Here is a 22695-nt window from a genome sequence, read left to right on the forward strand (position 1 = left end):
GAGCAAGCCCGCTCCCACAGGTACAGCGTGAACCCTGTGGGAGCGGGCTTGCTCGCGAAAGCGTCCTCTCAGCCAGCCAAGAACTTAAGCTGGAATGGCTTTGGCCTTAGGCTCCCGCGCCCAGACCCGATGCTGCCCGATCGCCGCGAAGAACGGCTTGGTCAACCCCGGCACATCCTTGCCCTGCAGCAGTCCTGCATCCGCTTCCAGCTTCAGTAGATCCTGCAACTGCTTGGCCTCGCCGTGCAGCGCAATCGCCTTGAGGTGCTTGTAGGCTTCCAGCAGGTAATGCAGCGCCACGCCGTCGCCACTCAACGCCTTGATCGACGCCGCACCACCGGGCACGAACACCGCATCGAAGATCACTGAAGGCATACCTTCCATGGATGCGTCCACCGGCAGGGCTTTGCCGTCGGCAGTCTTCACCGGTGCCGAAGTCGGGCCGAGCAGCTTGGCGTGCGCACCTTCTGCTTCCAAGGCCTTTTTCATCGCATCAATCGCTGCACCATCGACGCCGTTAGCGGCAAGAATCGCCACTTTGCGGGTTTTGATGTCCTCTGGCAGCAGATTCGCCTGACTCAGCGCTGGCGAATGATCGAACGAGGTTTTACGCACCTCGACCGTGCCTTTGCTTGGCGCTGGCAATCCGAGGTTGGCCGCCACGCGTTTAGCCAGTTCCAGGTCGATGTTGGCGAGAATCTCGTTCACCTGCCGTGCACGGATGAACTCGCGTTCGACCTTGCCCAGCTCGAAGCTGTAGGCGGCAATGATGTGTTCCTTCTCGTGCTCACTCATGCTGTTGAAGAACAGCCGCGCCTGGGAGAAATGATCGCTGAACGACTCGCTGCGCTGACGGATCTTGTTCGCATCGATGCGTTCCGGGTAGCTCTCGAAGCCGCCGTCCTGCGCGGCTGGCGGAGTCTCTTTCGGCCAGCCGCCATCAATCGAGTTCGGCTCGTAGGACGCGCGCCCCTTGTCGATCACCGTGCGGTGCTGCGCGTCGCGCTGGCCGTTATGGAATGGCGCGACCGGGCGGTTGATCGGCAGCTCATGAAAGTTCGGCCCACCGAGTCGGCTGATCTGCGTATCGGTGTAGGAAAACAGCCGGCCTTGCAGTAGCGGATCGTTGGAGAAGTCGATCCCCGGCACGATGTGGCCCGGGCAGAATGCGACCTGCTCGGTCTCGGCAAAGAAGTTGTCCGGGTTGCGGTTCAGGGTCATCTTGCCCAGCGGGGTGATCGGCACGATTTCTTCGGGGATCAGCTTGGTCGGGTCGAGGATGTCGAAATCGAAGTCGTGTTCGTTTTCCTCCTCGATGATCTGTACGCCCAGCTCCCATTCCGGGTAGTCGCCCATCTCGATGGCTTCCCAGAGGTCGCGACGGTGGTAGTCGGTGTCTTTACCGGCGAGCTTCTGCGCCTCGTCCCACACCAGCGAGCAGGTGCCGGCGGTTGGGCGCCAGTGGAATTTGACGAAGCGCGATTTGCCCTCGGCGTTGACCAGGCGGAAGGTGTGCACGCCAAAGCCCTGCATGCTGCGCAGGCTTTTCGGGATCGCCCGGTCGGACATCGCCCAGATCACCATGTGCGCCGATTCCGGCACCAGCGAAACGAAGTCCCAGAACGTATCGTGGGCCGAGCCGCCGGTCGGGATCTCATTGTGCGGTTCGGGTTTTACCGCGTGGACGAAGTCGGGAAACTTGATCGCGTCCTGAATGAAAAACACCGGCATGTTGTTGCCGACCAGATCGAAGTTGCCTTCGTCGGTGAAGAACTTCACGGCAAAACCGCGCACGTCACGCACGGTATCGCCGGAACCGCGCGGCCCCTGCACCGTGGAAAAACGCACGAACACCGGGGTCTTTTTCCCCGGGTCCTGCAGGAAGCCGGCCTTGGTCAGCGTCGAATGGTTCTCATAGGCCTGGAAGAAACCATGCGCGCCAGTGCCGCGCGCGTGAACGATGCGCTCTGGAATGCGTTCGTGGTCAAAGTGCGTGATTTTCTCACGCATGATGAAGTCTTCCAGCAACGACGGCCCACGCGGGCCGGCCTTGAGGGTGTTCTGGTTATCGGCGACCTTTACCCCTTGGTTGGTGCGCAGGGCCTGGCCGGTAGCGTCGGAGCGAAATTTCTCCAGGCTGTCGAGTTTGGCGTTGGTGTTGGCGCGATCCTTGGTATCGGTTCCGGCCAGCTGGCTTTTGTCGGTCGTAGGTTTCTTGCTGCTCATCAGACGTAAACTCCTCGGTTGACCCCGTTTCAACGGGGACTCTTGAGCGTTTCCGGGCACGGTTACCCGGGGTTTCAAGTCGCTTAACTAGTGACCAATGAGCGGGAACCGGCGTTCCTTTTTTATGACCTTTGATCTTGTTATTGCCAAATCGAAGGTTAATTGCGAAATAAATGCTAAGAACCTCTATACGGACAGGCTAAAATGCGCGCCCGGCTAACCGCTGATCCTTTTCTAACGCGCCCCACAAGGTTCGCTACGTGATCGAGTTTCAAAACGTCCACAAAACTTACCGCGTCGCCGGTAAGGACATCCCCGCCCTGCACCCGACCAGTCTTTCGATTGAAAACGGTCAGGTCTTCGGCCTGATCGGCCATTCCGGTGCGGGTAAAAGTACCCTGCTGCGTCTGATCAATCGCCTGGAAGATTCCAGCGGCGGCAAGATCATCGTCGACGGCGAAGAAGTCACCGCGCTGGACGCCAACGGCCTGCGTCGTTTCCGCCAGCAAGTCGGGATGATCTTCCAGCACTTCAACCTGCTCGCCTCCAAGACCGTGGCCGACAACGTCGCGCTGCCGCTGACCTTGGCCGGCGAACTGTCGAGCAGTGAAATCAATCAACGCGTCGCCGAGTTGCTGGCGCGGGTCGGTCTGTCCGATCACGCCAAGAAGTATCCGGCGCAGCTGTCCGGCGGCCAGAAACAGCGCGTCGGCATCGCCCGCGCCCTGGCGACCAAGCCGAAAATTCTGCTGTGCGACGAGGCCACCAGCGCCCTCGACCCGCAGACCACCGCGTCGGTTCTGCAACTGCTGGCCGAGATCAATCGTGAACTGAAGCTGACCATCGTCCTGATCACCCACGAGATGGATGTGATCCGTCGGGTCTGCGATCAGGTGGCAGTGATGGACGCAGGGGTGATCGTCGAGCAAGGTTCGGTGGCCGATGTGTTCCTGCATCCGCAGCACCCGACCACCAAGCGTTTCGTCCAGGAAAGCGAGCAGATCGACGAAAGCGAACAGCGCGATGACTTCGCTCACGTACCGGGTCGCATCGTGCGTCTGACCTTCCAGGGCGAAGCGACCTACGCGCCGTTGCTCGGTACCGTGGCCCGGGAAACCGGGGTCGACTACAGCATCCTCGCCGGTCGCATCGACCGCATCAAAGACATTCCTTACGGGCAATTGACCCTCGCCGTCACCGGTGGCGACATGGAAGCGGCTTTCGCCCGTTTCACCGCCGCTGACGTTCATATGGAGGTGCTGCGTTAATGGAAATGCTCAAGGCTTTCTTCGAAAACATCGATTGGCTGGAAATCTGGCTGGCCACTGGCGACACCATGTTGATGCTCGGTGGTTCGCTGCTGTTCACCGTATTGCTCGGCCTGCCGTTGGGTGTGCTGCTGTTCCTCTGCAGCCCGCGTCAGTTGCTGGAAAACCGTGGCCTCTACGCCTTCATGTCGTTGGCGGTGAACATCCTGCGTTCGTTGCCGTTCATCATTCTGCTGATCGTGATGATTCCGTTCACCGTGCTGATCACCGGCACTTCGCTGGGCGTGGCCGGTGCGATTCCGCCGTTGGTGGTGGGTGCGACGCCGTTCTTCGCGCGTCTGGTGGAAACCGCGCTGCGTGAAGTCGATCGCGGCATCATCGAAGCCACCCAGTCGATGGGCGCGACCACCCGGCAGATCATCATGAACGCCTTGCTGCCGGAGGCCCGTCCGGGCATCTTCGCAGCGATTACGGTGACCGCGATTACACTGGTGTCCTACACGGCGATGGCCGGTGTGGTCGGCGCCGGTGGTCTGGGTGACCTGGCGATCCGTTTCGGCTACCAGCGTTTCCAGACTGACGTGATGATCGTCACCGTGGTGTTGCTGCTGATTCTGGTACAAGTGCTGCAAATGGTCGGCGACCGTCTGGTCGTGCATTTCTCGCGCAAATAACCGGTTTTTTGTAATCAAGAGATGAGCCGGCCATTCGCTGGCAGGCGCCAGACGGGCGCCTCATAAGGAGTTAGCTGAATGAAAAAACTGATCGCTGCTTTCGCTGCCGTAGCCGCTTTTTCGGCCCACGCCGAAACCCTGACCGTTGCCGCCACCCCGGTGCCGCACGCGGAAATCCTCGAATTCGTGAAGCCGGCCCTGGCCAAAGAAGGCGTGGATCTGAAGGTCAAGGTCTTCACCGACTACATTCAGCCGAACGTGCAGGTGGCTGAAAAGCGCCTGGACGCCAACTTCTTCCAGCACCAGCCATACCTTGATGAGTTCAACAAGGCCAAGGGCACCAACCTGGTGGCGGTGACCGGCGTGCATCTGGAGCCGCTGGGCGCCTACTCGAACAAGATCAAGGATCTGAAGGATCTGCCAAGCGGCGCCAACGTGGTGATCCCGAACGATGCCACCAACGGCGGCCGTGCGCTGTTGCTGCTGGCCAAGGCTGGCCTGATCACCCTGAAGGATCCGACCAACATTCTGTCGACCCCGAAAGACATCGCGCAGAACCCGAAAGACCTGAAAATCCGTGAGCTGGAAGCCGCGACCATCCCGCGCGTGCTGACCCAGGTCGATCTGGCGCTGATCAACACCAACTACGCGCTGGAAGCCAAACTCGATCCGTCCAAGGACGCGCTGGTGATCGAAGGCAACGACTCGCCGTACGTCAACATCCTGGTGTCCCGTGCGGACAACAAGGACAGCGCCGCGATGCAGAAACTGGCGGCTGCGCTGCACAGCCCGGAAGTGAAGCAATTCATTACCGAGAAGTACAAAGGCGCGGTATTGCCGGCGTTCTGATTTGGGTTGTTGCAAAAAAAAGGGGGCGCCATGAGCGCCCCCTTTTTTTTTGCCTGAAACACCGTCCTTGTGGGAGCGGGCTTGCTCGCGAATGCGGTGTGTCAGCCAACATTTCTTTATCTGACCCACTGCATTCGCGAGCAAGCCCGCTCCCACAATGGTTCAGTGGTGTTGCTACTTGCGGTTAAGCATCACCGGCAGTTGCGCCACCAGTTTGGCGTTGTTCAGCGGCCCCCGAATAAAACCGCGCTGCGTGCCATCCGGGCCGATCACCGCCAGGTTGCCGCTATGGTCGACGGTGTAATTCGGTTTGCTGGTATCGGCCGGAATGAACGGAATACTCACCGCATTCGCGACCTTCTGCAGTTCTTCGATCGACTTCGGAGTCAGGCCCACGAACTGTGGATCGAAGTAGCCCAGGTACTGCTTCAACTGCTGCGGGTTGTCGCGGTTCGGGTCGACACTGACCAGCACGATCTGCAACTTATCCACAGCATCCTTGGGCAACTCGCTCTTGATCTGGCGCAGCTGGGCGAGGGTGGTCGGGCAGATGTCCGGGCAGAAGGTGTAGCCGAAGAACAGCAGGCTCCACTTGCCTTTCAACTCGTCGATGGCGACCGGTTGGCCGTCCTGATTGGTCATGGTCACGCCCGGCAACGTGCGGCTCTGCGGCAGCAGGATGATACCGGCGTCGATCAGCGCGGTGGGGTCGCCCTGGCCCTTGCCACTCAGCACTTTGTTGACGGTCAGTCCCAGGATCAGCGCGATCACGGCGACGAGGATGAAGACGGTTTTCTGGGTTCGAGTCATAGGTTCAACAGTAAGTAGTGGTCTACGAGCAGGGCGATGAACAACAGGAACAAGTAATAAATAGAGTACTTGAAGGTATTGATCGCCGCGTGCGGCCGAGTGCCACGGTACAGCACCACGGCCCATTGCAGAAACCTTGCGCCCAGCGCGAGGGCGCAGATGAGGTAGAGCACGCCGCTCATGTGGATCACGTACGGCAGCAGACTCACCGCGAGCAGGGCGAAGGTGTACAGCAGAATGTGCACTTTGGTGTAGTGCTCGCCGTGGGTCACCGGCAGCATCGGGATGTCGGCCTTGGCGTACTCCTCCTTGCGATGGATCGCCAGCGCCCAGAAATGCGGCGGGGTCCAGGCGAAGATGATCAGCACCAGCAGCAACGGTTCGGCGCTGACATGGCCGGTAGCGGCGGTCCAGCCGAGCAGCGGAGGGGCGGCGCCGGCAAGACCGCCGATGACGATGTTCTGTGGCGTCGCGCGTTTGAGGAAGCCGGTGTAGATCACCGCGTAGCCGAGTAACGAAGCGAGAGTCAGCCACGCGGTCAGCGCATTGGTGAATGTCAGCAGCATCGCCTGCCCGAGCAGCGCCAGCACCAGCGCAAAGGTCAGCGCCGCTGCTGGTGAAACCCGGCCCTCGGCCAACGGCCGTTTGTGGGTGCGCGCCATCACCGCATCGATGCGCCGGTCGACCACATGGTTGACCGCCGCCGCGCCGCCAGCACACAACGCAATCCCCAGATTGCCGAACACCAGCACCGTCCACGGCACCCCGGCGCGGGTCGCGAGGAACATGCCGACCAGCGAGGTGATCAGCATCAGCACCACCACTTTCGGCTTGGTCAGCTCCAGATAGTCACGCCACAGCGCTTGCGCGGGACGTTCGCCGATCAGAAGCGCCATGGCGTTTCTCCTTTTATCGTGATGGGCGCAGCCGAATGTTTACGCGGGCTCAGACGCCAGCGCGCCAACATCGGCTGTTTGACCCGGACCAGACTGGTGCGCGCGTGATAATTGACCAGCACCATGCTCAGCAGTAGCGCGGCGCCACCGGCGTTGTGGGCCACGGCCACCGGCAGCGGCAGATGGAACAGCACGTTGCTGATGCCGAGGGTGATCTGTGCGCCGAGGGCAATGACGACTAGCCCGGCCAAACGCGTCATGCCGACAGCCCTGAGTTGCCAGGCCAGACCGAGCAGGACGATCGTCACCAGCAGCGCACCGATGCGGTGGGTCAGGTGAATCGCTGTGCGTGCATCGCTGTCGAGTTGGCCGCCGAGATAATTGGGGCCGATGTGCTGGGTCAGGTGAAAGCCGTTGGCAAAGTCCGCCGGTGGCAGCCATTGACCGTGACAGGTCGGGAAGTCGATGCAGGCCACCGCCGCGTAGTTGGAGCTGACCCAGCCGCCGAGGGCAATCTGACCGATCACCAGCAACAGCCCTGCCGTCGCCCAATACTGCAAGCGCTTGGGCACGGTCAACGCCGGCAGCACGCCGGACAATCGCAACGTCAGCAAAAACAACAGACTCAAGGTCGCAAAACCGCCGAGCAAATGCCCGGTGACCACTTGCGGCCAGAGCTTGAGCGTCACCGTCCACATGCCGAACGCCGCTTGGGCGAACACCACCGCCAGCAGAAACAGCGGCAGTTTCAGCGGCTGGCCCGGATGACCACGATTGACCCAGGCACGCCCGGCCAAAATCGCAATCAGCAGGCCGAGGGTGCCGGCGAAGTAACGGTGGATCATCTCGTTCCAGCCCTTGTGCGCCACCACCGGCGAGTCGGGGTAATGCAGTTCGGCATGGGCCAGTTGGGCTTCGCTTTTCGGCACGCTGATAAAGCCGTAGCAGCCAGGCCAGTCCGGACAGCCGAGGCCGGCATGGGTCAGGCGGGTGTAGGCGCCGAGCAGCACGACGATCAGTGCCAGCAGGGTGGCAAACAGCGCGAGGCGAAATCCAGGTTTGGCCATGACGATGCCCTTATCCGATGTTCGACAGTTTCAGCAGGTGGCGCAGGTCGTTGAGCAGATCCTTGCCCTTCACACTCGGGTCGTAGCGCAGCACCAGGTTGCCGTGGGGGTCGATGATCCACAGCTGCGGCGTGGCCTTGTCGCCGGTGGCCTTGCTCAACGCTGCGCTGTCCAGCGGGTAGCGTTGCAGCTGCGGGTATTCGCGGGTCAGCTTGGCTTCGTAGTCGGCGCTCAGCGGCTGTGCAGCGGCGAGGGCGTGGCTGGCGCGCCCGGCATCGCGGCCGAGGCCGATCTGGATCTGCCGGGCGAGGTACACCAGTTGCTGGCAGTCCACCGCGCAATCCTTCGGCGCGGTCACCAGCATCTGCCAGCGCTGTTCGTCGGCTTGCACGCCGAGGTCGGCGCGGGTCTGGCCGTTGCCGATCAGCTCACCGTGATAGCTGCGACCCTCCGGCACCCAGAACTGCAATTTGTACATGCCGGTGGCGAGGATCATCGGGCCGACCACGCCGAGCACAATCAGCAACAGCTGGATCCGTCCACGGCGGCGGGTAGCCGGGGTTTTCGCCTCAGACATGCTGGGTGGATTCATGGCCGTTCCCATGGGTTTTCTCCTTTGCGTTGTGCAATCCCAAATAGATGTAGAGACCGAGCAGGGCGGTGGCCATGGCGAACCACTGCACGGCGTAACCGAGGTGTTTGTCCGGGCCCATGGCCACGACCGGCCAGTCGGCCTCGTAGCTGGCAGGGCCGGGTTCGGCACGAAGTTCGTAGGCGAAGCCGTCGCGATCGAGGGTTTTCCACAGCTTGGCTGGCTCCACGGCGGTGATCGTTTGCGGCCAGGTGCTGCTGGCCGGGTCGGCGTGCAACTGGAAGGTCGCACCGGGGGCGACGTAGACCCAGGCATCCAGGTTGACCGCGTCGGTGGGGGTTGCGAATTGCGGCGTCACCCGGCGATCCGGCCATGGCAGCCAGCCGCGATTGACCAGCAGCCACTGGCCGGTGGCCCGATCCTGAAACGGCTGCAGCAGCTCGATACCGACCTTGCCGTTGCGCTGGCGGTTGTCGAGCAGCAGGCTGTGGGCGCCATCGAACTGGCCGTACAGATGCACACGGCGAAAGGCCGGGTCGGCGCTGTGCAGCAATTCGCTGCTGGCCATCGGCTCGGCGGCGCGGCGCTCGGCGTAAGTGGCGAGCAGGGCGGTTTTCTCCGCCCCCCGGCCCAGTTGCCAGAAACCCAGCGACACCAGCAGCGGCAGCAGCAGCGCCACCACCACGGTCGGTATCACGCCCGGACGGAAGCGCTTCATGGCCGCGCCATAAAGTCAGTCGTCGCGCTCGCTATACTCAACTGCATCGCCTGTCCCCCGGAGTCTTCCCATGCTCAAAGCAGCCATCGTCCTGCTGCTGATTGCCACGGTGATCAGCCTGTTCAGCGGCCTGTTTTTCCTGGTCAAGGACGACAGCAGCTCCAATCGCCTGGTGATCGCCTTGAGTGTTCGGGTGGCACTGGCCGCTGCCACCGTCGGCTTGATCGCCTGGGGCTTCTACAGCGGCCAACTGGTGTCGCACGCGCCTTGGTAATCAGTGCTCAGAGCACGTAAACGAAGACGAACAAACCGATCCACACCACATCGACGAAGTGCCAATACCAGCTCGCCGCCTCGAAGCCGAACTGATGCTCGGCATCGAAATGGCCCTTCATGATGCGCATCAGCATCACGAACAGAATGATCGTGCCGATGGTCACGTGGGCGCCGTGGAAACCGGTGAGCATGAAGAACGTCGCGCCGTAAATGCCCGAACCCAGGGTCAGGCCCAGTTCGTGATAGGCGTGCATGTACTCCTCGGCCTGCAACGCGAGGAAGCCGCAGCCCAATAGAACGGTGATCGCCAGCCAGATTTTCAGTGCGCCGCGATGGCCCTTTTTCAAGGCATGGTGGGCGATGGTGATGGTCACGCTGGAGCTGACCAGCAGGATCGTGTTGATCAGCGGCAGGCCCCACGGGCTGATGACTTCCTTGGGTGGCGGGAACAGTTTCGGATCCGGCGTGTGCAGCAGCGGCCAGGTGAACTGGAAGTTCGGCCAGAGCATGTGGGCGATGCCTTTCGGGCCTTCGCCGCCCAGCGCCGGGCCGGAGATGTGCCGCACGTAAAACAGCGCACCGAAGAAGGCGACGAAGAACATCACCTCGGAGAAGATGAACCAACTCATGCCCCAGCGGAACGAGCGGTCGAGCTGCGGGCTGTACAGCCCGGCACGACTTTCCTTGATCACCGCCCCGAACCAGCCGAACAGCATGTACGCCAGCAACAGCCCACCGACGAAAAAGATGTACGGGCCGTGGGATTCCGGGCGTGCTGCCTTCAGATCGTTGAACCAGGTCGCCAGGCCGTAGACGGTGATGACCATGCCGAAGGTGGCGATGATCGGCCATTTGCTCTGGGCCGGGACGTAATAGTGCTCATGAGTTGCCATTTATTGTTCTCCTTATCGGGCACGCTTAACCGCCAGTGTTTGCAGCCACCGGTGGATGACGGGCGGTGATATCGAACAGCGTGTAGGACAGCGTCAGGTGCTTCACGTCCTTGGGCATGTCGCGGTCAATGATGAAACGCATCGGCATCTCGATCTGCTGACCGGGCTGCAGCACCTGCTGGGTAAAGCAAAAGCATTCGGTCTTGTGGAAATACGCCGCCGCTTCGCTGGGTGCGATACTCGGCACGGCCTGGGCGCTCATCGGTTTGTCGGTGGGGTTGCGGGCGACGAAGATCATCTCGTTTACGCCGCCGGGATGGGTCACCAGTTCCTCACCCTTGGGGTAGAACTCCCACGGCATGTCGGCGTTGTTCATCGACAGAAACTGCACGCGCACCTGCCGCGAGTTATCCACCACCTGCTCACCCTCGTACTGCCCAGCGGTCTTGCCGTTGATGCCGAAGGCCTTGCACATCACGTCGTAGATCGGCACCAGGGCAAAACCGAAAACAAACATTGCCACCACCACACCGAGCAGGCGGGTGACCAGTTTTTTCAGCGAGATCGAGTCAGCCATGGTGCAAGCCCTCAACACGACGAATCCCTGTAAGAATGAGGATCTGTGGCGAGGGAGCTTGCTCCCGCTCGGCTGCGAAGCAGACGCAAAGCTCTTGGGGCCGCTTCGCGACCCAGCGGGAGCAAGCTCCCTCGCCACAATGGCTCGCTCCCACAGGGAGATCTGTGTTCATTTCACTTCCGGCGGCGTAGTAAAGGTGTGATACGGCGCCGGTGACGGCACGCTCCACTCCAGACCTTCGGCGCCGTCCCACGGTTTGGCCGGGGCTGGCGGGCCGCCGCGAATGGTCTTGATCACGATGAACAGGAAGAAGATCTGCGTAGCGCCGAACATGAACGCGCCGATCGAGGAAACCATGTTGAAGTCGGCGAACTGCAGGTTGTAGTCCGGAATCCGTCGCGGCATCCCCGCCAATCCCACGAAGTGCATCGGGAAGAAGGTCAGGTTCATGCCGACGAACGACAGCCAGAAGTGCAGCTTGCCGAGGGTTTCGTCGTACATGTGCCCGGTCCACTTCGGCAGCCAGTAATAGGCCGAGGCAAAGATCCCGAAGATCGCCCCCGGCACCAGCACGTAGTGAAAGTGCGCGACCACGAAGTAGGTGTCCTGGTACTGGAAGTCCGCCGGGGCGATGGCCAGCATCAATCCGGAGAAACCGCCGATCGAGAACAGGATCACGAACGCCACGGCAAACAGCATCGGCGTCTCGAAGGTCAGCGACCCCTGCCACATGGTGCTGGCCCAGTTGAACACCTTCACCCCGGTCGGCACGGCGATGAGCATGGTCGCATACATGAAGAACAACTCGCCCACCAGTGGGATGCCGACCACGAACATGTGGTGCGCCCAGACGATGAACGACAGGAACGCGATGCTCGCCGTGGCGTAGACCATCGAGGTGTAGCCGAACAGCGGCTTGCGCGAGAAGGTCGGGATGATCTGGCTGACGGCGCCGAAGGCCGGCAGGATCATGATGTACACCTCGGGGTGGCCGAAGAACCAGAATACGTGCTGGAACAGCACCGGGTCACCGCCACCGGCGGCACTGAAGAAACTGGTGCCGAAGTGGATGTCCATCAGCATCATCGTCACGCACCCGGCCAGCACCGGCATCACCGCGATCAGCAGGAACGCGGTGATCAGCCAGGTCCAGACGAACAGCGGCATTTTCATCAGGGTCATGCCGGGGGCGCGCAGGTTGAGGATGGTGGCGATCACGTTGATCGCGCCCATGATCGAACTGATCCCCATCAAGTGGATAGCGAAAATGAAGTAGGTGACGCTTTCCGGCGCGTAGGTGGTGGACAGCGGGGCGTAGAACGTCCAGCCGAAGTTCGGCCCGCCACCGGCGGTGAACAGGGTCGAGACCAGCAGCAGGAACGCCGCCGGCAGCAGCCAGAAGCTGAAGTTGTTCATCCGTGGCAGGGCCATGTCCGGCGCGCCGATCATCAACGGGATCATCCAGTTGGCGAGGCCGACGAACGCCGGCATCACCGCGCCGAAGACCATCACCAGGCCGTGCATGGTGGTCATCTGGTTGAAGAACGCCGGTTCGACGATCTGCAGCCCGGGCTGGAACAGCTCGGCGCGAATCACCATGGCGAACGTGCCGCCGAGCAGGAACATGCAGAACGCAAACCACAGGTACAGCGTACCGATGTCCTTGTGGTTGGTGGTCAGCACCCAACGCATCAGGCCTTTGGCGGGGCCGTGGGCGTGGTCGGCATGACCGTGGTCATCGATTACAGCGCTCATGGCCGGTCTCCTTTACGTGAGTGGACGGGGCGGGCCGGGGCGCATTGCCCCGGCCGGTTCACGAAGTTCGCGATAGACCGGCTCATTTGCTTTCCGCCTGTTTGAGCTCCAGCACTTCTTTTGGCGTGACCATGTCGCCCTTGTTGTTGCCCCAGGCGTTACGTTCGTAGGTCACGACCGCTGCAATATCGACTTCCGACAACTGCTTGCCGAACGCTGCCATGGCGGTGCCGGGTTTGCCGAAGTACACGCGGTGCAGGTGGTCGGCTTTGGGCCCGGTGGCAATCGGCGAGCCCTTGAGCGCCGGGAACATCGGCGGCAGGCCCTGGCCTTCGGCCTGGTGACAGGCCACGCAGGTGGTGTGATAGATCTTGTCGCCGCGCTCTTTAAGCTCGTCCAGCGTCCATTCCTTGCTGGTCAGCTCCTTGAGCTGCGCGGCTTCGGCTTTGCGGTCGGCAAGCCACTTGTCGTAGTCGGCCTTCTCTTTGACGTCGACCACGATCGGCATGAAGCCGTGATCCTTGCCGCACAATTCGGCGCACTGCCCGCGGTAGATGCCGGGCTTGTCGATGCGGGTCCAGGCTTCGTTGACGAACCCGGGGATCGCATCGCGTTTGACCGCGAAGGCCGGCACCCACCACGAGTGGATCACGTCGGCGGAAGTCACGAGGAAGCGCACCTTGGCGCCGACCGGCAGCACCAGCGGCTTGTCGACTTCGAGCAGGTAGTGCTCGCCCTTGGCTTCCTTGTTGTGGATCTGTTCGGCGGGGGTGGCCAGGTTGCTGAAGAACTCGACATCCTGACCCAGGTATTTGTAGTGCCACTTCCACTGATAGCCGGTGATCTGGATATCGATATCCGGCTCACTGGTGTCGTACATGCGGATCAGGGTAGCGGTCGCCGGGACCGCCATCGCCACCAGGATCAGCAGCGGCACGACAGTCCAGAGAATCTCGACGGTGGTACTTTCGTGGAATTTTGCGGCGACCTGCCCGGTCGAGCGGCGATGCACGATCATCGACCAGAACATGGCGCCGAAGACGATGATCCCGATCACCACACAGATCCAGAAAATGGTCATGTGCAGGTCGAATACTGCGTGACTGATTTCAGTCGCTCCAGGCGCCATATTCACAGTCCAGGCCGCTTGAGCCGGGCTGAAAATCGACCACAACAGGAGGCCCATCCAGACGTGTGGATGTCGCATCATTGCGGGTTCCCCTTATCGTTCTTGTTATCCCGTAGGCGCAACGCCTTCGGCAAGGGAGCGGCTGCATCAGACTACGAACTTGAATCGCCGGGCCTTGCTGCGTGGGCAGTCGGGCGTCATCAGCTAACTCCATTCAATGGCGAGTATAGACAGCCATCGGGAATTGCAATGTCGACGCGTAAATGATCTGAAACAGCCGGGGCTTGCGCTCAAGGGTACGAATGGAGAAGGATGCAGACGAGTGGTGGCGAACCGATATAACGCTGCTGCATCAAGGATGAAATAATTATGACAAATGCGTCTTAGCATTTTTCGTAAGCCAGCTAAGTTATGTCTTCCCTATTTCATTGCCTTGTTCCCTGGAGTTTTCATGAACACCGCCGCATTGCGCGAGCAGATCCAAAAAGCCCGACAGACCGAAAACGAAACCGGACGGCTCAAGCGTCAGCTGGAAGCCAAGTTGCCTCATCTGCATTCGGCCATTCAGTTGCCGGACGCTAACCGCGAAGACGCGTTGACGAGTTTTGTCACCGCCTATATCGATGAAGTACCAGACATGCTGGACGCAGCCAATGAAGTTGCCAGGGAAGCGGGAATCGAGTCGCAGATCAAACCGGTGCTGAAAATCGCCGAGCAGTACTTCCTCCAGCCGCCGGTCGGCCTGGACAGCCTGCTGGATGAAGCCTATCTGGCGCACCGCTTTGTCGAAGAGGTCAACGACCTGTACATCAAACACCTCGGCCAGCCACTGATCCCCTTGGACATGACGGTCGCCAACCTGATTGCTCACCAATTGCTCGGTGAGGAATTTGCCAATCAACTGGACGAAGTGGTGCATCACGCCATCGACAAGATGCTCGACGACGATAGTTTTGCCCTGGAATCGGTAGAGGCCTACCGCGACAAACTGAGCAGCCCGGATACCGGTGCCGCGTGGAAGCGCTGGCCGTGCATGGGCCGTCGCTTGGGGGTGGGCCTGGAGCTGGATCAGCCAGCCGCCTGATTCAAAGCCCGGTACAAATCCCAATTGTGGGAGGGGGCTTGCTCCCGAAGGCGATGGGTCAGTCAATATCAATATCGACTGATCCATCGCCTTCGGGAGCAAGCCCCCTCCCACAGGGGTTCTTTGCAAGCGGGGGATTTAACCAGCCGCACCGATCCCGGTATTGGTCCGAATCCGTCCCTCAAGCCGTCGCTTCAACCCGCGCGACTCGATCACCAGCTTCGACCCCTTGGCCGCATTCGCCCGGCCCCACTCTTCCAGCAATTCCAGACATGAATGGTCGATGTAGCTCAGGTTATTGAGCGGCACATGCACTGTCGTGCCCTGCGGAATACTGCCCAGCACCTGGGTCAGCGCCGGCACCTTGAGGAACGTCGCCGCGCCCACCAGACGCAATTCCATCTCACCGTCCTGCGGCAGATCGATCAGGCTGATCTTCAATCGCGAAGCCTTGAACGCCAGTTTCAACATCGTCAAACCGAAACCGATCAACACACCGGTCAGCAGGTCGGTGAAGATGATCGCCAGCGCCGTGGCGGCATAGGTGAACATCGGCATCCGCCCGTAACGGCCCAGACCACGAAAGGCCTTGAGGTCCACCAGTTTGAACCCGGTGTACACCAATACGCCTGCCAGGCTCGCCACCGGAATGCTTTGCAGCACGCTCGACAGCAACAGCACGAACGCCAGTAGCCACAGACCATGGAAGATCGTCGAGTAACGGGTGGTTGCACCGGCCTGGACGTTGGCCGAGCTGCGCACGATCACCCCGGTCATCGGCAGCGCACCGAGCAGACCGCAGAGCATGTTGCCGACACCTTGCGCCGACAGCTCACGGTCGAAGTCCGAGCGCACGCCGTTGTGCATGCGATCCACCGCTGCGGCGGACAGCAGCGTTTCGGCGCTGGCGATGAACGCCACGGCAAAAGCCGCAATCAGCAGGGTGGGATCAGCGAGGCTGAGCAAGTCCGCCGGTTTCAGCCAGTCGATGGCCTCGGCCAGATTCTCCGGCACCTCGACCCTTTTTACCTGCAACGCCAACAGCAGGCTGGCGCCCGTGGCCAGACCGACGCCGAGCAGCGCACCGGGAATGAAGCGCAGCGAATGCGGGCGAAATTTCTCCCACAGCCACATCACTGCAATGGTCGCCAAGCCGAGCAAGCCGGCCTGCCAGCCGAACGACGGCAAGGCTTGCGCCACTGCGCCGGGGAACGCCGTGAGGTTATCCAGCCCGGACGGTTGCGGTTTGGCATCGAGCATCACATGGATTTGTGAGAGCACGATCAGCACACCAATCCCGGCGAGCATGCCGTAGACCACCGCTGGGGCCGTCACCCGAAACCAGCACCCGAGCTTCAGGCGCCCGGCCACCAGTTGCAGGAAACCGGCGAGCAACAGAATCGGCCCGAGCATCTCGATCCCGTGCTGGCGCACCAGCTCGAACACCAACACCGCCAGACCGGCAGCCGGCCCGCTGACCTGCAACGGCGAGCCCGCCAGCCAACCCACCACCAGACCGCCGATGATCCCGGTGATCAGACCTTTGGCCGGCGGCAACCCGGAAGCGATCGCAATGCCCATGCACAGCGGCAACGCGACCAGAAACACAACCACCGAAGCCAGCAGCTCCCGTGGTAACACCGCTTTCAATTGAGCAGCACGCATGATGACTCTCCCGAAGCTTTCTTCAGGCGTGGCGAAGCCGGGCCGCTGAACAGCGGCCGGCGTCATGCCACACAGATTTTTAGGAGGATTTAGAAGCGCGCTTTGGGCGTCGCCACCGGAATCGGATGGCTGCCGTCGAGCGGCAGGAAGCGTCCCTGATCCGCGTCGTAAGCTTTGATTTCACTGGTTTCGATGTTGTAGACCCAGCCATGGATGAACAGCTGACCGTTCGCCATGCGTGAGGCTACTGAAGGATGGGTACGCAAGTGCTGCAGTTGGGCGATGACGTTCTCCTCGGTGAGGATCGGCATGCTTTCTTTTTCGTCGGTGCAGTTACAGTTTTCGTGCACCATGGTTTTTGCCACTTCGGCGTGGCGCAACCAGGCTTTGACCGTCGGCATTTTTTCCAGGCTGTCCGGATTGAGCACTGCGCGCATGGCACCGCAATCGGAGTGGCCGCAGATGATGATGTGTTGCACGCCCAGCGCTAGTACCGCGTATTCGATGGCAGTGGAAACGCCACCGTTCATCTGGCCGTAAGGCGGCACGACGTTGCCGACGTTACGGGTCACGAACAGATCGCCTGGCGAACTCTGGGTGATCAGCTCGGGCACGATGCGCGAGTCGGCGCAGGTGATGAACATTGCCCGTGGCGATTGCGCCGTGGCGAGTTTCTTGAAGAGTTCTTCCTGCTGCGGGAAGACCTCATGATGAAAATGCAAAAAGCCGTCAACGATCGTACGCAACGCTGCATCGGCGGATTCCGCCCCAGGGACGGCTTGCGCCGACGCAGCCAACGGCTGTTTATCCTTGTCACTCATGATTCATCCTCTTTGGCGGATTCGGGGAGTCGTTCCCGTGTATTCCGGTATGAAGCCAGTGGCTGTTTAAAACATCCGGGCCATCCCGACCCGTCAGTCACTCGATGAACAAGGTAGCTGCCGAAACTTAACTCAAACTGAATCAAGCGCTCTAGAACGTGTGTTCCAGGTCACAAAAAACGTGACTGGCGTGTTTCGACGCAAGGATTCCAACCCTCAACCATAAGCCGATTGTCGCTGAATCAACGACATGTGGCGACCCGGCGGACAGAAGGCTGCGCGATCAAGCTGAAGAATTTTTTATCTATGTCATTTGATAATGAGGAGGAAGTTAGTATTAGTTGGCTTGAGTCTCATGTTAGTTGTTCTGTTTGTAGTCGACTTTATTATTTTGAAATGACTAAGTTGTTGTGGCTCAATCGTTTTATTCCTATAGTTTTTTGGGCGGGCATAATTGGTGTGTCCGTCTAATTAATTATTCAAGGATTGAAAAGATGACAACTCAAACTACTTTTGTTACTACCATGAATGCACTGCGCGAATTTCATAAGGCAAGTTGCGATCATACGCCTGGGGCGCGCCGCCAAGTTCTGGCCAAACCGGTTTATCCAACCGTTTCTGCGCTCACTTCGCTGACCCCGGAAGAAACCGCGGCAGTTGAAGGCTTGAAAGAAGATTCGCAAAGAAACGGTGCCGTTAACACCAATGAAATTCAGAATCAGATCACCGCGGACACCGAGCGGTTCAAGGAAAGCGGTGGTGGTGACGCTGCCAGCGAGGAGTTCAGGAAGCGTATGGAGGAGAAGCGTGCAGCGCAGAAAGAATCTTCCAACAAAATGATCGATGATATGTTCGATAAGGCTATTGGTATTGGTGAAAAGTATCCGGCGACTCAGGGGGCAATCCTTTCTGTGTCGGACCAGATCATGGCGTTTTTCAGCAAGTTATACAACGAGATCTATTTCTGGGTCAGCAATATTGTTGAGCAGTTTGTCGAGTGGGTGAAAAACGCTTGGGAAAACATCAAGAACACCGCCCGACGCATCGTCGACTGGATCGGTAACTGGTTCAAGTAAATAGCTTCTCCGAATCCGGTAGATCTAATTAATCGCTTGATGGAGCCAGACTCCCTCAGGCGATTTTTTATTGTTTGCGATCTGCCTACAGCAGAGCCATTTGTGCCCCTGGCGGACAGAAGGCCGTGCAGTCGAGGTTATAGCCCTCACGATGGTTTAAACCGAGACGTTTAATGGCTTTGGCGAAACGTTGCGCCAGCAGGTCGGCGAACGGTCCCTCGCCGCGCATTCTCGCGCCGAAACGGCTGTCGTAGAGTTCGCCGCCTCGGCTCTGGCGGATCAGGCTCAGGACATGGGCCGCACGCTGCGGATAGTGCGCCTGCAGCCATTCCTCGAACAGCGGCGCCACTTCCAGCGGCAGGCGCAGCATCATATAGGCGGCACTTTGTGCACCGGCGGCATGTGCCTCGGTCAGCAGGCTTTCGATTTCGCTGTCGTTGATCATCGGAATCATCGGCGAACACAGCACCCCCACCGGAATGCCTGCTTCGCGCATCACCCGGATCGCCCGCAGCCGTGCTTTCGGTGCAGCGGCACGGGGTTCGAGGATGCGTTTGAGTTCATCGTCCAGCGTGGTCAGGCTGATCATCACCGCCACCAGCCGTTGCTGCGCCAGCTCGGTGAGCAGGTCGAGGTCGCGCAGAATCAGCGAACCTTTGGTGACAATGGTCACCGGGTGCCGGTAGCGCAGAAGCACTTCAAGGGTCTGCCGGGTGATCCTGTGCTCGCGCTCGATGGGCTGATACGGATCGGTGTTGGAGCCAAGATTGATCGGCGCGCATTGGTAACCGCGTTTGCTCAACTGTTCCTCAAGCACCTGGGCGGCGTTGGTCTTGGCGATCAGCCGAGTTTCGAAATCCAGCCCCGGCGACATGTCCCAATAGGCGTGGCTGGGTCGCGCATAGCAATAGATGCAACCGTGCTCGCAGCCGCGATAGGGATTGATCGAGCGATCGAAGGGCAGGTCCGGCGAGGTGTTGCGGGTAATGATGGTTTTCGCGGTTTCGATCATCACCTCGGTGTTCTGCGTTTCGGGCACTTCCTGATACCAGCCGTCGTCCTCGGCCACCGAACGGTTCGGCGCAAAGCGGTTGTGCGGGTTGGTCGCGGTGCCGCGGCCGCGCGGTGGCAATGGAGTAGACATGAAAACGCCCCGATACTGTGTGCATATACAGTATCGGGGCGTTGCTCATCTGGCTAGTGCCGTCGGGCGACTGGTCAGTTGTGTTGCGTGACCTGACCGAGGTCATCGCCGGAGGTGTGCTTCATATCCTCCTTACGCAACTCGGCGACGTCAGCGGCTTTCACCGGCGCCCCTTTGTTGCCCCAACTGCCACGGATGAAACTCACCACATCCGCCACTTCCTGATCCGACAACCGCCAGGCGAAACCCGGCATGGTGAAGGTCGAGGGTGCCGTGTGCGTCGCCGGCAAGGTACCGCCCTTGAGCACGATGTGGATCAGCGAGGTCGGGTCTTCCGATTGCAGCACCGGATTGCCCGCGAGCGCCGGGAACACACGGGTGTAGCCATGGCCGTCGGTACGGTGGCAGGCCGCGCAGTTATCGATGTACACCGCTGCGCCACGCTGGCTGTCGTCGCCGTTCCACAGGGCTTTGGCCGCTTTCTCATCGTACTGGTGCGGCTGATCGGCAGGATCATTGGCCGGCAGCGACTTGAGGTAGCGGGCGATCGCGGTCAGGTCGGCGTCGGTCATGTATTGCATGCTGTGGGTGACCACATCGCTCATGCCGCCGAACACTGCACTGCGGTCGCTGCGACCGGTCTTGAGGAATTGCACCAGCTGCTCTTCGCTCCAGCTGCCCAGGCCATCCTTGTGATCACCGCGCAGACTTTTCGCGATCCAGCCTTCCAGCGGCGCACTGCCGGCGAGGAAGTTCTTGCCGTCCGCCGCGCTCAGGGATTTTTCCTGCATGGTCAGCGCCCGTGGCGTATGGCAGGCGCCGCAATGGCCGAGGCCTTCGACCAGGTAGGCGCCGCGATCGATCACCGGATCATCCGAGGTTGCCTTGTAGTCCTCGACCTTCGGCGCGAACAGCCAGCGCCAGCCCATCAGCGGCCAGCGCATGCTCAGCGGCCATGGGATGTCGCTGGCCTTGTTCTCCTGCGCCACCGGTTCGACGCCGTGCATGAAGTAGGCGTACAGCGCCTGCATGTCGGTTTCGCTGACACGGGCGTAGGACGGATACGGCATCGCCGGGTACAAGGTACTGCCGTTTTTCGCCACGCCATGGCGCACGGCTTTGTCGAAGTCCTCAAAGCTGTAATCGCCGACACCGGTTTTGTCCGGGGTGATGTTGGTCGAGTAGATCGTGCCGATCGGGGTTTCCATCGGCAGGCCGCCGGCGAACGGCTTGCCGCCCTTGGCGGTGTGGCAGGCCACGCAGTCACCCGCGCGGGCGAGGTATTCGCCTTGTTTGATCAACGCCTGATCATCGTCGGCGGCGTGTACAGCCGTGCTGCCGAGCAGCGCCAAGATGGCGATAACAAGATTTTTCATGGTCATCGCTCCTTATGCCTGAACCAGCGGGCCGGGGTTTTTCAGGTATTGCTCACGAATCGCCTTGGCCGACCAGTAGGTCAACGCCGCCACCAGCCCGGTCGGGTTGTAACCCAAGCCTTGCGGGAACGCCGACGCACCTGGCACGAATACGTTGTGCACGTCCCAGCTCTGCAGATAACGGTTCAGGGCACTCTTCTTCGGATCGGTGCCCATGATTGCGCCACCGTTGAGGTGGGTGGTCTGGTAGGCCGCGGTGTTGAAATGATCACCGACCTGCTTGCCGATCACCGCGATGGCTTTCGGGCCCATGGCTTGAGCGACCTTGCCCATTTTCTCGACCATGAAGCGGTTCATTTTGATGTCGTTTTCCTGCCAGTCGAAGGTCATGCGCAGCAGCGGCAAGCCGTAGGCATCGCGGTACACCGGATCCAGATCGAGGTAGTTGCCACGGTAAGACTGATGCGCGCCGTGGGCGTCCATCGACACCTGATGGGTGTAGTAATCGGCGGTCGCGCGTTTCCACTGGCTGCCCCAGGCCGGGGTGCCGGGCGGGTTCGAGGTGCCGGCAATCGGGCGGCTGCCCGCCTGGTTGACCCACATTGGCGAGCCACCGACGAAGCCATGCGGGCCGTGGTCGAAGTTGTCGGCGTTGAAATCGTCCAGCGCTACACCGTTACCGCCGGCACCGATGAAGTTGTTGGTGTGGGTGTCCTTGTCGAAGAACGCCTTGATGGTCGCCATGTTCTGGTAGGCGAAGTTACGCCCGACCACGCCTTCGCCGCTGATCGGGTCGTACGGTTTGCCGATGCCCGAGAGCAGCATCAGGCGCACGTTGTGCAGCTGGAAGGCGCCGAGGATCACCAGATCCGCCGGCTGCTCGATCTCGCGGCCCTGGCCGTCGATGTACGTCACGCCGGTGGCCTTGGACTTGGTGCTGTCGAGGTTGACCCGCAGCACATGCGAGTTGGGCCGCAGCTCGAAATTCGGCAGTGGCTTGAGCGCCGGCAGAATGTTCACGTTCGGCGAGGCCTTGGAGTACATGTAGCAAACGTAACCGCTGCAGAACCCGCAGAAGTTGCACGGGCCCATCTGTGCGCCGTAGGGATTGGTGTACGGGCCTGAGGTATTCGCGGAGGGCAGGTTGTAGGGTTTGTAACCGACCTCTGTCGCCGCTTTGCCGAACAGTTGTGCGGAAACGGTGTTCTTCTGCGCTTCCAGCGGGAACGGATTGGAGCGATCCGGTGCGTAAGGGTTACCGCCCTTGCCCTGACCGACCAGTTGGCCCTTCACGGTCCAGGCCTGGCCGGAGGTGCCGAAGACCTTTTCGGCGAAATCGAAGAACGGCTCCAGCTCTTCATAGCTGACGCCGAAGTCCTGGATGGTCATGTCCTTGGGGATGAAACTTTTGCCGTAACGCTCTTCGTAGTGGCTGCGCATGCGTAGCTCGATCGGATCGACGCGAAAGTGCACGCCCGACCAGTGCAAACCGGCGCCGCCGACGCCATTGCCCGGCAGAAACGCACCCAACTGGCGATTCGGCAGGGCGATGTCGTTGACGCTGTGGCGGATGGTGACGGTTTCTTTCGAGATGTCCTGAAAGAGTTTTTTCCGCACGCTGTAGGTGAGTTCGTCGATCACCTGTGGATAGTTGCCGTCGGGGTAGGTGTCCTGCATCGGCCCGCGCTCCAGCGCCAGCACGTTGAGCCCGGCCTCGGTCAGCTCCTTGGCCATGATCGCGCCAGTCCAGCCGAAACCGACGATCACTGCGTCGACCTTCTTCATTACGGTTGCCATGC

21 protein-coding genes are annotated in these 22695 nt (G+C 60.6%); 6 read left to right on the forward strand and 15 right to left on the reverse strand.

Annotated elements, in window-relative coordinates:
• Nucleotides 1–84 precede the first annotated feature (84 nt).
• Nucleotides 85–2226 carry a catalase HPII gene (gene katE, locus J1G18_RS03365; RefSeq protein WP_098966480.1) on the reverse strand — a complete coding sequence of 714 codons (2142 nt, stop codon included), beginning with the start codon at nucleotides 2224–2226 and terminating at the stop codon, nucleotides 85–87.
• A 260-nt stretch (nucleotides 2227–2486) separates the two neighbouring features.
• On the opposite strand from katE, the gene J1G18_RS03370 reads away from it, so the two are divergent.
• From J1G18_RS03370 to J1G18_RS03380, 3 genes are all read left to right on the forward strand, one after another.
• Nucleotides 2487–3494 carry a methionine ABC transporter ATP-binding protein gene (locus J1G18_RS03370; RefSeq protein ID WP_027610230.1) on the forward strand — a complete coding sequence of 336 codons (1008 nt, stop codon included), beginning with the start codon at nucleotides 2487–2489 and terminating at the stop codon, nucleotides 3492–3494.
• Nucleotides 3494–4168, forward strand: a complete 675-nt coding sequence (locus J1G18_RS03375; protein WP_027610229.1) for a methionine ABC transporter permease — start codon at nucleotides 3494–3496, stop codon at nucleotides 4166–4168. The genes J1G18_RS03370 and J1G18_RS03375 overlap by 1 nt, the downstream gene beginning before the upstream one ends.
• A 78-nt stretch (nucleotides 4169–4246) precedes the next feature.
• Nucleotides 4247–5017: a MetQ/NlpA family ABC transporter substrate-binding protein gene (locus tag J1G18_RS03380; protein ID WP_223007090.1), complete on the forward strand. Its 771-nt coding sequence runs from the start codon at nucleotides 4247–4249 to the stop codon at nucleotides 5015–5017.
• Between the two features lie 174 nt (nucleotides 5018–5191).
• Here J1G18_RS03380 and J1G18_RS03385 read toward each other — a convergent pair whose 3' ends face one another.
• The 5 genes from J1G18_RS03385 to J1G18_RS03405 are packed head-to-tail and all read right to left on the reverse strand — an operon-like array spanning nucleotide 5192 to nucleotide 9100.
• Entirely contained in the window at nucleotides 5192–5827 is a 636-nt protein-coding gene (locus J1G18_RS03385) for an SCO family protein (RefSeq protein ID WP_223007091.1), read from the reverse strand.
• Nucleotides 5824–6723 carry a heme o synthase gene (cyoE, locus tag J1G18_RS03390; RefSeq protein ID WP_003220336.1) on the reverse strand — a complete coding sequence of 300 codons (900 nt, stop codon included), beginning with the start codon at nucleotides 6721–6723 and terminating at the stop codon, nucleotides 5824–5826. Before cyoE ends, J1G18_RS03385 begins: the two co-directional genes overlap by 4 nt.
• Nucleotides 6711–7790 carry a COX15/CtaA family protein gene (locus tag J1G18_RS03395; protein ID WP_135294667.1) on the reverse strand — a complete coding sequence of 360 codons (1080 nt, stop codon included), beginning with the start codon at nucleotides 7788–7790 and terminating at the stop codon, nucleotides 6711–6713. Before J1G18_RS03395 ends, cyoE begins: the two co-directional genes overlap by 13 nt.
• A gap of 10 nt (nucleotides 7791–7800) precedes the next feature.
• On the reverse strand, nucleotides 7801–8394 hold the full coding sequence (locus tag J1G18_RS03400) for a hypothetical protein (protein WP_134785094.1): 594 nt from the start codon (nucleotides 8392–8394) through the stop codon (nucleotides 7801–7803).
• Nucleotides 8360–9100: an SURF1 family protein gene (locus J1G18_RS03405; protein WP_223007092.1), complete on the reverse strand. Its 741-nt coding sequence runs from the start codon at nucleotides 9098–9100 to the stop codon at nucleotides 8360–8362. The genes J1G18_RS03400 and J1G18_RS03405 overlap by 35 nt, the downstream gene beginning before the upstream one ends.
• Before the next feature lie 70 nt (nucleotides 9101–9170).
• On the opposite strand from J1G18_RS03405, the gene J1G18_RS03410 reads away from it, so the two are divergent.
• Nucleotides 9171–9374 (forward strand): twin transmembrane helix small protein, encoded by a 204-nt coding sequence (locus J1G18_RS03410; protein WP_003220344.1) that lies wholly within the window; start codon nucleotides 9171–9173, stop codon nucleotides 9372–9374.
• Between the two features lie 7 nt (nucleotides 9375–9381).
• Here the strand turns inward: J1G18_RS03410 and J1G18_RS03415 are convergent, their stop codons facing one another.
• The 4 genes from J1G18_RS03415 to coxB form a co-directional block, all read right to left on the reverse strand.
• On the reverse strand, nucleotides 9382–10269 hold the full coding sequence (locus tag J1G18_RS03415) for a cytochrome c oxidase subunit 3 (protein ID WP_134785096.1): 888 nt from the start codon (nucleotides 10267–10269) through the stop codon (nucleotides 9382–9384).
• A 25-nt stretch (nucleotides 10270–10294) separates the two neighbouring features.
• Nucleotides 10295–10846, reverse strand: a complete 552-nt coding sequence (locus J1G18_RS03420) for a cytochrome c oxidase assembly protein (protein ID WP_003220348.1) — start codon at nucleotides 10844–10846, stop codon at nucleotides 10295–10297.
• 168 nt (nucleotides 10847–11014) lie between these two features.
• Entirely contained in the window at nucleotides 11015–12601 is a 1587-nt protein-coding gene (gene ctaD / locus J1G18_RS03425; RefSeq protein WP_007962785.1) for a cytochrome c oxidase subunit I, read from the reverse strand.
• A gap of 82 nt (nucleotides 12602–12683) precedes the next feature.
• Nucleotides 12684–13811, reverse strand: a complete 1128-nt coding sequence (coxB, locus tag J1G18_RS03430) for a cytochrome c oxidase subunit II (RefSeq protein WP_139055005.1) — start codon at nucleotides 13809–13811, stop codon at nucleotides 12684–12686.
• A 370-nt stretch (nucleotides 13812–14181) separates the two neighbouring features.
• Between coxB and J1G18_RS03435 the strand changes: the two genes are divergently transcribed.
• The gene (locus tag J1G18_RS03435) at nucleotides 14182–14814 is read left to right on the forward strand and encodes a hypothetical protein (RefSeq protein ID WP_210556169.1); all 633 of its coding nucleotides are present in this window, start codon (nucleotides 14182–14184) and stop codon (nucleotides 14812–14814) included.
• A 138-nt stretch (nucleotides 14815–14952) separates the two neighbouring features.
• On the opposite strand, the gene J1G18_RS03440 is transcribed toward J1G18_RS03435, so the two are convergent.
• A complete protein-coding gene (locus tag J1G18_RS03440) occupies nucleotides 14953–16479 on the reverse strand; it encodes a SulP family inorganic anion transporter (RefSeq protein ID WP_223007093.1) in 1527 nt (508 codons plus the stop codon).
• An 89-nt stretch (nucleotides 16480–16568) separates the two neighbouring features.
• Nucleotides 16569–17300 carry a carbonic anhydrase gene (locus J1G18_RS03445; protein WP_098966495.1) on the reverse strand — a complete coding sequence of 244 codons (732 nt, stop codon included), beginning with the start codon at nucleotides 17298–17300 and terminating at the stop codon, nucleotides 16569–16571.
• A 494-nt stretch (nucleotides 17301–17794) separates the two neighbouring features.
• Between J1G18_RS03445 and J1G18_RS03450 the strand changes: the two genes are divergently transcribed.
• A complete protein-coding gene (locus tag J1G18_RS03450; protein WP_223007094.1) occupies nucleotides 17795–18376 on the forward strand; it encodes a hypothetical protein in 582 nt (193 codons plus the stop codon).
• 85 nt (nucleotides 18377–18461) lie between these two features.
• On the opposite strand, the gene J1G18_RS03455 is transcribed toward J1G18_RS03450, so the two are convergent.
• The 3 genes from J1G18_RS03455 to J1G18_RS03465 form a co-directional block, all read right to left on the reverse strand.
• A complete protein-coding gene (locus tag J1G18_RS03455; RefSeq protein ID WP_134785099.1) occupies nucleotides 18462–19520 on the reverse strand; it encodes a PA0069 family radical SAM protein in 1059 nt (352 codons plus the stop codon).
• Nucleotides 19521–19594: 74 nt separating this feature from the next.
• Nucleotides 19595–20896 carry a c-type cytochrome gene (locus J1G18_RS03460; protein WP_135294671.1) on the reverse strand — a complete coding sequence of 434 codons (1302 nt, stop codon included), beginning with the start codon at nucleotides 20894–20896 and terminating at the stop codon, nucleotides 19595–19597.
• A 12-nt stretch (nucleotides 20897–20908) separates the two neighbouring features.
• Nucleotides 20909–22693, reverse strand: coding sequence for a GMC family oxidoreductase (locus J1G18_RS03465; RefSeq protein WP_047597066.1), 1785 nt, complete (start codon nucleotides 22691–22693; stop codon nucleotides 20909–20911).
• Nucleotides 22694–22695: the final 2 nt, after the last annotated feature.

The organism is Pseudomonas sp. MIS38 (assembly GCF_019891575.1).
Lineage (GTDB): Bacteria > Pseudomonadota > Gammaproteobacteria > Pseudomonadales > Pseudomonadaceae > Aquipseudomonas > Aquipseudomonas putida_A.